General features: G+C 60.3%; 10 protein-coding genes and 1 pseudogene. 10 read left to right on the forward strand and 1 reads right to left on the reverse strand.

Annotated elements, in window-relative coordinates; all coding sequences use genetic code 11:
- Nucleotides 1–33 precede the first annotated feature (33 nt).
- From H7C18_RS04920 to H7C18_RS04965, 10 genes and pseudogenes are all read left to right on the forward strand, one after another.
- On the forward strand, nucleotides 34–630 hold the full coding sequence (locus tag H7C18_RS04920) for a DUF402 domain-containing protein (protein WP_185127898.1): 597 nt from the start codon (nucleotides 34–36) through the stop codon (nucleotides 628–630).
- A gap of 270 nt (nucleotides 631–900) precedes the next feature.
- Nucleotides 901–2039, forward strand: a pseudogene (gene queG / locus H7C18_RS04925) (tRNA epoxyqueuosine(34) reductase QueG).
- Between the two features lie 162 nt (nucleotides 2040–2201).
- Nucleotides 2202–3224, forward strand: a complete 1023-nt coding sequence (locus H7C18_RS04930; RefSeq protein WP_185127922.1) for an HD-GYP domain-containing protein — start codon at nucleotides 2202–2204, stop codon at nucleotides 3222–3224.
- Between the two features lie 109 nt (nucleotides 3225–3333).
- Nucleotides 3334–3558: a YneF family protein gene (locus H7C18_RS04935; RefSeq protein WP_185127899.1), complete on the forward strand. Its 225-nt coding sequence runs from the start codon at nucleotides 3334–3336 to the stop codon at nucleotides 3556–3558.
- 72 nt (nucleotides 3559–3630) lie between these two features.
- Nucleotides 3631–4224: a GTP cyclohydrolase I FolE gene (folE, locus tag H7C18_RS04940; RefSeq protein WP_185127900.1), complete on the forward strand. Its 594-nt coding sequence runs from the start codon at nucleotides 3631–3633 to the stop codon at nucleotides 4222–4224.
- Between the two features lie 242 nt (nucleotides 4225–4466).
- Nucleotides 4467–6104: a response regulator gene (locus tag H7C18_RS04945; RefSeq protein ID WP_185127901.1), complete on the forward strand. Its 1638-nt coding sequence runs from the start codon at nucleotides 4467–4469 to the stop codon at nucleotides 6102–6104.
- Between the two features lies 1 nt (nucleotide 6105).
- Entirely contained in the window at nucleotides 6106–7887 is a 1782-nt protein-coding gene (locus H7C18_RS04950) for a cache domain-containing sensor histidine kinase (protein ID WP_185127902.1), read from the forward strand.
- A gap of 9 nt (nucleotides 7888–7896) precedes the next feature.
- A complete protein-coding gene (locus tag H7C18_RS04955) occupies nucleotides 7897–8868 on the forward strand; it encodes a substrate-binding domain-containing protein (RefSeq protein WP_185127903.1) in 972 nt (323 codons plus the stop codon).
- A gap of 27 nt (nucleotides 8869–8895) precedes the next feature.
- Nucleotides 8896–10170 (forward strand): ABC transporter substrate-binding protein, encoded by a 1275-nt coding sequence (locus H7C18_RS04960; protein ID WP_185127904.1) that lies wholly within the window; start codon nucleotides 8896–8898, stop codon nucleotides 10168–10170.
- A gap of 107 nt (nucleotides 10171–10277) precedes the next feature.
- Entirely contained in the window at nucleotides 10278–10898 is a 621-nt protein-coding gene (locus H7C18_RS04965) for a GNAT family N-acetyltransferase (RefSeq protein ID WP_337912922.1), read from the forward strand.
- 184 nt (nucleotides 10899–11082) lie between these two features.
- Here H7C18_RS04965 and H7C18_RS35955 read toward each other — a convergent pair whose 3' ends face one another.
- Nucleotides 11083–11187 (reverse strand): IS3 family transposase, encoded by a 105-nt coding sequence (locus H7C18_RS35955; RefSeq protein WP_420481836.1) that lies wholly within the window; start codon nucleotides 11185–11187, stop codon nucleotides 11083–11085.
- Between the last annotated feature and the right edge of the window lie 9 nt (nucleotides 11188–11196).

An 11196-nucleotide genomic window follows, 5' to 3' on the forward strand; every position in this document is an offset into this window, starting at 1 on the left:
TTACATGGACGACGGCCGGCAGGGGGACGCAATATGGGCAGCACGCCTTACGCTGGGCAAGAGCAAGGATACGAGCGCTGCATCATCAAGAGCTTCAAGAACAACGGAGCCCTGCACCGGGTATGGCTGGAGAACTGGCAGGTGCCCCCGGCGGCGATGAGTCCGGCGCATCTGGACGAATCGATGTGGGTGTTCGTCAACGAGCATACGGGGATACGGGAAGCGGACGGCAAAGAGTGGATCAGCCGCGTTCCGGCGGTATCTTTTTTTATACCGGGAGAATGGTTCAACGTTGTCGCGCTGCTGGAGGAGAAGGGGGTTCGCTATTACTGCAACGTCGCCTCTCCTCCCTGCAGGTACGCGGATGTACTGACGTACATCGACTACGATCTGGACATGATCCTGCTTCCGGACGGGAGCTACTATGAGCTGGACCGCGACGAATACGACAAGCACAAGGAAGAGTACCGGTACCATTCGGCCGTCCGGCAACAGGTCGAAGAAGGGCTCGTCCGGCTTCGTTCCCGCATCGTGCGGCGCGCTTCCCCGTTCGGGGATTCCGATGCGAGACGCTATTATGAAGAGTGGAAGGCTTATTCGGCCGGGAGGGAGGAAGGAGATCCGTCCTGAAGCCGGGTCTAACGAATCCTAGCGGCGCTAATCGGGCAAATTCGCGGGGCTGCAAACTTTAACGAACCTAAAAGACCTTATCTGGCATCCGAGTGACGATTTCCGGCATTTTTGGGTTCGATAAAGACGCTCGGATTCGTTAAGGTCGTTAAATTCGTTTTTTTGACCAAATAAGAACGCACAGATTCGTTAGCGCCGGAACGGGCGCGATCCTGGCGATGGATCGGACTTTATAAAAAGGAGGGGAAGGGAATGGCCGAAGCGCCGGCAATGCAGAAGAGAGACGCCGCCTACTGGCGGAAGCTAAAGGAAGAGATGAAGGAAGCGGCAATGAGCCTCGGCATCGACAAGATCGGAGTCGCTTCGGCCGATCCCTTCGCCGAGCTGAAGGAGCGCTTGCGGGAGCACCGGGAGTTGGGATATGAGTCGGGGTTCGAGGAGCCGGATTTGGACAAAAGGACGAATCCGGCTCTGCTCTTCGACGAGCCGCGGTCGATCATCGCGATCGCGGTCGCTTACCCGTCGAAGCTGAAGAACCCGCCCGTATCCGAGCCGGGAAAGCGCCGCGGCATTCTGTCCCGTTCGGCTTGGGGCGAGGACTACCACCGCGTGCTGAACTCGCGGCTGGAGCGGCTGACGGCCTGGCTGGCGGAGCGGGTGCCGGACGCGCGCGGCCTGTCGATGGTCGACACCGGCGCGCTGTCGGATCGCGCGGTCGCGGAGCGGGCGGGGCTCGGCTGGAGCGGCAAGAACAGCTTGATGATCACGCCCGAGCTGGGTTCGTGGGTCTACCTAGGCGAGATGATCACGAACCTGCCGCTCCCTCCGGACCAGCCGGTCGAGGACGGCTGCGGCGAATGCACGCGCTGCCTGGACGCCTGTCCGACCGGAGCGCTCGTCGGGCCCGGTCAGTTGAACGCGCAGAAGTGCGTCTCGTTCCTGACGCAGACGAAGGGGACGCTCGAAGAATGGCAGATGGAGAAGATCGGCAACCGGCTGTACGGATGCGATACCTGCCAGATCGTCTGCCCCGTCAATCGGGGAATCGACATCCGGCGGCACGAAGAGCTGGAGCCGGATCCCGAGATCGTCAAGCCGCTGCTGCGTCCGCTGCTGACGATGGGCAACCGCGAGTTCAAGGAAAAGTTCGGCGCCGGCGGAAGCCGATTCAGCGCAACGCGCTGATCGGGCTCGGCAACTTCCGCGACCGCGAGTCGGCGCCGGACGTCGTCCGGGTGCTGCGCGAGGATCCGCGCTTCGAGCTGCGCGCAACGGCAGCCTGGGCGCTCGGCCGGATCGGCGGCGAGGAAGCCGAGTCCGCGCTGCGCGAAGCGCGCGAGACGGACGCGGACGAGCGCGTGAGGGACGCGGCGGAGCGGGCGCTCGCGGCGATTCGCGAAATCCGATGATTTCCCGGGCAATGTGACACGTTTCCGGAGCGCGATCCGCGCGCGGGCCGCGTCATTGCGGCAAAATCGGCATAAACTTTCCGTCCCGTTCGACCGAAATAGTAAGCAATACGCGCCATCTTACCGGCGGCACGCACAGACGGGACAGGAGTGAAGCTACCTTTGAAGCTGGTCGACATCGAAGCCATTGAACCCGGACAGACGCTGGGAAGAACGATTTTTTCCGCCAACGGAACCGTTTTGCTCTCGATCGGAGTCCAGTTGACCGTATTTATGATCAGCACGTTGAAAAGAATCGGCGTCACGATGGTCTACATCGACGATCCGCTGTTCCGCGACGTAACGAACGAAGAGGTATTGTCGGACAGCACGAAGCGCGCCGTCATCCAGCAGATGTCGGAATCGTTCGACGCGCTGCGCTCCGGCAAAACGTTCAATACGAAGGCGGTCAGCATGACGGTGGATCAGCTGCTGGACGAAGTTCTGCAAAATCAGAGCGTGCTGGTGCAGCTTTCGGATATTCGCACGGAAGACAACGCGATGTACATTCACGCGATGAACGTATGCATGATGTCCACGCTGGTCGGCCTCAATATGGGGCTCAACATGATTCAATTGAAGGAGCTCGCCATCGGCGCGCTGCTGCACGATATCGGCAAGATCAACGCGCCGGAACTGCAGGAAGGCCGTTACCATCATGCGTGGCGGGGATTCGAACTGCTCAAGATGAAGCGGGAATACAGCCTGCTCTCCGCCCATGTCGCTTTTCAGCACCACGAGAAAGTGGACGGCACCGGCACGCCGCGCGGGCTGCCGGGAGAAGAGATCCACCTGTACGCGAAAATAACGGCGGTCGCCAACACTTACGACAATCTGCTGACGGACCTCTCCGAAGGACGCCGGCTGATGCCGCACGAAGCGCTCGAACGGATGCATGCGATGTCGGGGACGGCGCTGGAGCGGGACGTGCTGGTCGAATTTCTGCGCATCGTCTCGGTCTATCCGAACGGCATTTCGGTTCGGCTGTCGAACCGGCAGACCGGCGTCGTGGTCGGCCAGCATCGGGGACTTCCGGGCCGTCCGATCGTGCGCGTCATCGACAAGGACGGCGATACCGCGGTCGCCGCGCAGGAGATCGATCTGGCGCAGCATACGACTCTTTTTATCGATTCGGTACTGGTCTGACGGCGATTTGCCCTGGGTGCGAGGCCGTGCTATCATAGGTTAGCGGCGCCGACGCCGCGCGGCTGCGAAGCCGGATGTTAACTTGACGGAAGTCGGAGGGAACTTATCGATGTGGAACGTGATTATTCCGATTATAACGCTGATCGTCGGCTTGATTGTCGGCTTTCTCGTCGGCGTTTTCTATTTGCGCAGCCAGATGACCCGGATGCAGAACAATCCGGAGATGCTGCAGAAGATGGCCAAGCAAATGGGCTACAACATGAATAAGCAGCAATTGAACAAAGCGCAGCAGATGCTTCAGCAGCAGCAGAATTCCAAGAATCGCCGCAAGTAAAGAAGCGGACCATAGAGAAGGTCGTTTCGCGGCCGGCCTGAACGGCTTATGCCGCTAAAGGGGGGGATACCGATGGCAGGAGTGAAGGATTACCTCAATTCGCGAGTGTCGGACAACCGGGAGCAGATCGAGCATCATGTGCGCGAAATTTTGCGATTGATCGGCGAAGATGTCGACCGGGAAGGCTTGCTGGAGACGCCGGCTCGCGTGACGCGAATGTACGAGGAGATTTTCGCGGGCTATGAGATCGATCCGCGGGACGTGCTCGGCGTCACGTTCGACGAGAAGCACGAGGAGCTCGTCATCGTTCGGGATATCGTCTACTATAGCCAATGCGAGCATCATATGGCGCCGTTTTTCGGCAAAGTCCACATCGGCTACATCCCGAGCGGCAAGATCGCCGGCTTAAGCAAGCTGGCCCGCCTGGTCGAAGCGGTGACGCGTCGGCTTCAGGTGCAAGAGCGGATCACGTCGCAGATCGCGGACATCATGGAGGAAGTGCTCCAGCCGCACGGCGTCATGGTCGTCGTCGAAGGCGAGCATCTTTGCATGTGCGCGCGCGGCGTCAAGAAGCCGGGCAGCAAGACGGTCACCTCGGGCGTACGCGGACATTTCCGCAACAGCTCGGCCCTTCGCTCGGAGTTTCTGTCCTTGATCAAGGAATAAGACAGCAAGAAGCGATCCTGGTCATCAAGCTTCAACCTGATGGCGGAGGATCGCCTATCATAGCGAAAGAGAAGCAGCGGCAGCCGCGGACGTAGAGGTCCCGGACTCCGCTGCTTCTTTTTCTTTGCCGGCTTTGCCGTGCGCATTGCCCGAAAGTATCCCGCGACTAGAGAATTGTATCCCTACCGGGAGCCGAAGGTTCCTTTATGATGGAATCAACGAGGCTGCGGGAGGCGGGGCCGATGTACAAAGCGATCCTGGTGGACGACGAGCCGGTCGTTCGGGAAGGGCTCAAGAAGACGATCGCCTGGAACGAGCACGGCTTCGAGCTGATCGGGGATTACGAGAACGGACGGGAAGCCTGGGAGGCGGCCTGCGAGCTGAAGCCGGATCTGATCGTCTCGGATATCTGCATGCCGTTCATGGACGGACTGGAGCTGGCGGGGCTCGTGGCGACAACCTATCCGTATATGAAAATGATCATTCTGACCGGCTATGACCAGTTCGAGTACGCGCAGCAGGCGATCCGGCTGAAGGTGCGGGACTTCGTGCTGAAGCCGATCACCGCCCGCGAGATGCGGGAGCTCCTGGACAAAGTCCGCGCGGAGATGGACGAAGAGGCGAAGCGGCTGGAGGATCTCGGCCGGCTGCAGAGCCAGCTGTCCCGAAGCTTGCCGCTGTTGAAGGAACGGTTCCTGGAACGGCTCGCCGCGCTCGGAATGGCCAAGCCCGAGATCGAGGAAGGCTTCGCCTACTTCGGGCTCGGGCCGCTGAAGCCGCCGGCGCTGGCGATCGCGGCGGACATCGACGATTTCGGAGAGCGGGACGCATGGCTGGACGACGAGCATGACGCGGAGTTTCTGCGCTTCGCGGTATTCAATATTTTCGAGGAGACGGCGGCGGAACGGGGGAACGCGCTCGTGTTCCGCACGCGCGAAGAGAGGTCGGCGGCGATCGTCTACGGGGCGGACGACGAGGACGAGCTGCACGACGCCGCCTTCGGACTCGCGGAAGACGTTCGCCATCGCGTCGAGAAATATTTGAAGCTGACGGTGACGCTGGGCATCGGGCACGCGTGCTCCTCCGCCGAGCAGCTGCCGCTCTCGTACAAAAGCGCCCTGTCGGCGCTGGACTACCGGTTCCTGCACGGCAAGAACCGCGTTCACGGGATCCGCGATTTGGAAGGGGCCGCCCCCGACACGACGTTTTCGCTGCCGGACGAGGATCGCAAGCTGGCTACGGCCATCAAGACGGGCGCGTCGGAAGAGGCGTTCGGACTGATCGAACGGATGGTCGCCCGGCTTCGCTCCTCGCAGGGGCCGATGGAGATCTGTTATCTGGAGCTGCAGAAGGTGGTGCTGACGCTGCTGAACGCCATCCAGGAGCTGGATCGGAACGGAGCGGACGGGGTGCGAACGGCGGGGCGGACGCTGTGGCTGACCGATCTTTACCGGTTCAAGACGCTGGAGGAGATCGAGCGCTGGCTGAAGAGGACGGTCGCCGACCTCATCGAGGAGATCGCCGCGGGCCGCAGCCATCACTTGCGGGCGCAGATGGCGAAGGCGGAAACGTATATCGAGGAGCGCTATGCCGACGAGAAGCTGTCGCTGCGGGAGCTGTGCCGTCACGTGCTGATGAGCGCGAGCTACTTCAGCCTGGCGTTCAAGCAGGAGACCGGGGAGACGTTCGTCGAATATTTGACCCGCGTGCGCATCGAGAAAGCGAAGGAGCTTCTCGCCGCCACGCCGCTCAAATTTTACGAGATCGCGGAGCGGGTGGGTTATGCGGATCCGAACTACTTCAGCGTTCTGTTCAAGAAGCATACCGGCGCGACGCCCCGGGATTTCCGGGAGCGGCTGGCGCAAGAGAGAGTGCCGTGACATGCCCGGAGAACGCCGGACGATTTTCCCGCTCAAAAGCATCCAGTCGAGCATCGCCTTCGCCTTCTCCTGCCTCCTTCTGCTGGCGATCGCGGCAACGAGTCTCAGCTGCTACCGGCTGTCGGTCGACGCGGTGGAGAACAACTCGCGAAGCTATATCAAGGAAGTCATTAACCAGGTGAATACGAACATCCAGTCGTACGTCGACAATATGGAGAATATCTCCCTGCTGGCCATGACCAACAAGGACGTTAAATACTACATTTCCAACGACAGCTTCATCAGCGACGAGGAGAGCCGTCCGTACGAGAAGAGAATCTCGGACTTGTTCCAGTCGATTCTGTACACCCGCAAGGACATTGCCTCCATCATGGTGTTCGGCTACAACGGCCGGTTCGTCTCGGACCGCCGCATCACGACGCTGAACCCGAACGCCAAGATCGAGGATCAAGCCTGGTACAGGAACGCCCGGCTGGCGGGCGGCAAGTCGGTCCTGTCGGCCCCTCACGTGCAGAACATCATCCAGAACGAATACCGCTGGGTCGTCTCGCTCAGCCGCGAGCTGAAGAACGTGGACGGGCTGACGGCGGACGGCATTTTCCTCGTGGACTTGAATTTGAACGTCATTAACGATTTATGCAGTCAAATCAATCTCGGCTCCAAAGGCTACGTCTTCATCGTCGACGGGGACGGCAACATCGTCTACCACCCGCAGCAGCAGCTCATCTACAGCAACCTGAGAACGGAGAAGATCGCGGAGGTGACGGCGGCGTCTAGCGGATCGTCCTTCGAGGTCGACGATGCGCAGGGCAAACGGTTCTATTCCGTCAAGGACACGAACTTCGGCTGGAAAATCGTCGGGGTGGCGTACGAGACCGACCTGATCGGGTACAAAAGCACGCTCGGCCGCACGCTGCTCATCACGCTCGCCGCCGTCGCCATCTCGCTGTTCGTCTCGGTCGTGCTGTCGCACCGGCTGTCGCGGCCGATCCGCCATCTGCAGCGGAGCATGCGGCTGGTAGAGAAGGGAGACTTCGACGTCCAGGCGGAAGTGACGCAAATGAACGAAATCGGGCAGCTCAGCCGCACGTTCAACATGATGGTCGCCCAGATCAAAAACCTGATGCAGGAAATCATCCGCACGCAGGAGAACAAGCGCCGGAGCGAGCTGCAGGCGCTGCAAGCCCAGATCAACCCCCATTTCCTGTACAACACGCTCGATTCGATCGTCTGGATGGCGGAACAGAAGCAGCACGAGGAAGTGGTGCTGATGACTTCGGCTCTGGCCAAGCTGTTCCGGGCCAGCATCGCGAAGGATCAGGAGCTCGTGCCGATCCGGGTGGAGATGGAGCATATTCGCAACTACCTGCTGATCCAGAAAATGCGGTACGCGAACAAGCTGGATTATCGCTTGGAATTCGACGAGGCCGTCCTGAACGACCGCATGCCGAAAATCCTGCTGCAGCCCTTCGTCGAGAACGCGATCTATCACGGGATCCGCAACAAGCCGGATCTCGGCACGATCGTCATCCGGGCAATGCAGCGCGGCGGCCGGATCGTGTTCGAGATCGAGGACGACGGGCTCGGCATGACGGCGGAACAGCTGGAGAAAATCCGGGAAACGGGAGACGGCGAGAATCGGAGCAAGGGGATCGGCATCAGCAACGTAGACGAACGGATCAAGCTGATCTGCGGTCCGGCCTACGGCGTCCGGATCCGCAGCGAGCGGGAGGTCGGCACTTGCGTCACGATTACGATTCCCAAATGGCCGGCGAAAGGGTGACGACAGGCGATGCGCGTTCATCGGTTTACGGCGGGAATCGCTCTGCTGCTGGCGGCCGCGGTTCTGTTCGCCGTCTTCTACTTCAAGCTGTTTACGGTCGGCTCGAGCGGCGTGAAGACAATCGTGGTCGTGCTCAAATCGACCAACGTCCGCGCCGACTTCTGGCAGACGGTCGCCGGCGGCGCGGAAGCGGCGGCCAAGGAAGCGGGAGCGCGGCTGGAGACGGTCGGGCCGCTCAAGGATACCGACGCCGCGACGCAGGCTCTTCAGTTGGAAGAAGCGCTCGAGAGCAAGCCCGATGCGATCGTGGCGGCGCCGATCAACGACGAGCGGGTCATGGGATTTCTGAAGCGGATCCAGGAGGCGGGAATCGAGCTGGTCGTTCTGGATACGCCGCTTGCGCTAAGCCCCCAACCGGCCGAGGTAGCCGGCAACCATCGCGAGGCCGGCCGCCAGGCGGGCCGGCTCGCCGCGGAGGAGACCGACGGCAAGCCGATGGCGGCGGTGCTCGGCGACTACGCGGCTTCGACCGTGTCTTCGGAGCGGGAAGCGGGCATCCGGGAAGCCGTCGGTCAGGACGGCTTCGCCGGAACGTTCTACGTCGAAGACTCCGAAGAGAAGGCGTACGACGCGACGCGGTCCCTGCTTGCGGCAGAGCCGCGGATCAACGCCATCGCGGCGCTGACCGAGCCGGCGGTTCTGGGCTCCGCGAAGGCGCTCAAGGAGCTCCGCCGAACCGGCGACGTCAAGCTCATCGCATTCGACAGCACCTTATACGAGATTCGGCTGCTGGAAGAGGGAAGCCTGGACGCCATGATCGTCCAGAGGCCGTTCAACATCGGCTACCTGGGGGTCAAAAACGCGCTGAAGCAGCTTGGCGGAAGCCGCGTCGACAAGAGCTCCCTCATCGATACGATCGTCGTCACGAAGATCAACATGTATTCCCCGGAAAATCAGAAGCTGCTTTTTCCGTTCCGCTAACGATTCGGAGAAGGAGGGCGAGCGGGCATGAGAAGCGCGTTGAAGAAGACCGGCCTGGCGGCGATGGCGTTCGCGCTGTGCGCGGGACCGCTGACCGCCTGCTCGGGCGGAGGGAAGCGGGAATTGGTCGCGGCGCAGGAGGAGAAACAGTCGGTCATCCGGTTCGTCGCCGCCGAATACAGCACCGAGACGAAGCCGTTCCTCGACAACCTGGTCCGCGAGTTCGAGCTCAAACATCCCGATATTCTCGTGGAGCTTCAAGTGGCCAACTGGAACGTGCTGGACGGCATCTACACGAGCATGATCAGCAAGAACCAGCCTCCCGATCTTCTGATCACGAACGTTTACGCCCATTTCGCAAAAGCCGGCATTTTGAATGATTTGAATCAGATCCTGTCTCCCGGGCTCAAGGAGAAGATGTATCCGAATCTGATGCAGATGGACCAGATCGGCGGCGTTCAGTACGCGCTGCCTTACGTCGCCACCGTGCGCAATCTTTACTACAACAAGGAGCTGTTCCGGGAGGCCGGCATCGCTTCCCCGCCGACGGACTGGGATTCGCTCCGGGAGGACGCGCGCAAGATCAAGGACACCGGACGGGCATCCGGCTTCGGCGTCGATCTGACCGACGACGAGATTCAGGCGTACTTGTCCTACTTTTTTTTCGGGGCGGGAGGCGGCTGGTTCCGGGACGGAAAATGGATCATCAACAGCCCGGCCAACGTGGAGGGGCTGACCTACCTGAAGCAATTGTTCAATGACGGGCTGACCGATCCGGAGCCGACCGTGACGATCCGCGACGAGAAGCAGCGCATCGTCGGAGACGGCAAGCTCGGCATGATGATCTCCGGCAACTACTTTACCCGGGTGGTGCCTCGCGAATTTCCGAAGCTGGAGTGGGGGGCCGGGCCGATCCCCGTCAAGCGGGGAGTGCCTCCGATCACGTTCGGCGTCCAGGACGTGATCGTCTCGTTCCGGACGGATCATACGGACGAGGCGGCGCTTTCCAAGTTTCTGGACTTTCTGTACGACGATCGCAACTATGAGGATATGACCGTCAGGGAAGGCTTTATTCCGGTCACCTCGACGGTGGGCGAAGAGCTGTCCCGGACCGATGCCGCCATGCGCCGCAACATCGCCGAGCTCGGCACCGCCATGTTCTATCCGATTCAGCAGCCGGCTTGGCAGGCCGTCATGGATACGAGCCGCAAGATGGGCGACGCCATCCTGTACGACAGCCTGTCCCCGCAAGCCGCGCTCGACCAGCTCCAGAAGTTCGCCGAGGGGCGCAGCGCTCCGTGATCGGCGGGAGGGGCGGTGGCGTCTGACTATAACTATTTTGACCCCGTGCCGTAGAATCCCGTAGAGAGTTATGATGAGCTATGGCATTTTTTTCGAGGGGGCCTCTCGTGGATACTATCTATCGTTCGGCAGAAAGCGCATTTACCATCGAGTGCAAGGATATCATTTTAAGAGAATTCGTCGCGACGGATCTGGAGCCGTTTCATCTGCTGACCTGGCAGCCCGAGATTCGTGAATACTTGCCGGGCTGGAACGTCTCCAGGGAGCAGCGGGAAGAGTGGCTCATGGGCTACGAGATTCCGGAGAACAAGCGATTTCTGAATGCCGTATCGGAAGGCGGAGTCATCGGCGATCTCCGGCTTCGATTGGGAATGGTCCTGAAAGAGACGGGGGAGCTGATCGGCTGGTGCTGCACGGGAATCAAGGAGGAGCTGCCTTCCCCGAACCGGGAGATCGTGTATGCCGTATCTAAGGATCATAGGGGCAAGGGCTATACGACCCAAGCCGCCCAAGCGATGATTCGGTACTTATTCGAGCAAACGGACGTTGAAGCGCTTGCGGCGATTGCTCTGGTAGGCAATGCGCCGTCTAATGCGGTCATTCGCAAATGCGGGTTTCACTATCAAAGCGTGATCGAGATCGACAGCGAAAAGTATGACTATTACCGGTTGGATAAGAAGGGTTGGGCGGCCAGTCGGGCGTTGATTGAGAGTTCGGCGAGAGAGTAACCAGGTTCGTCTCTGGGGCCGAATTCCGAGAAGCGCACCGAAAGAGAGTAACCAGATTCGTCTCTTGGGCCGAATTCCGAGAAGCGCACCGAAAGAGAGTAACCAGGTTCGTCTCTTTGGCGGAATTCCGAGAAGCGAACCGAAAGAGAGTAACCTGGATTGTCAACACAAAACTGGACAACGATTATGAGGGCAACCGTCTGACTTCAGCGGGCGTTCGATAACCCAACGTCCCATGAATCCGATGCTCATTAAACCAGTGGACATAATCACGGAACTCCACCGACAACTGCTTCAG

It is taken from the genome of Cohnella zeiphila, assembly GCF_014212055.1.
Lineage (GTDB): Bacteria > Bacillota > Bacilli > Paenibacillales > Paenibacillaceae > Cohnella > Cohnella zeiphila.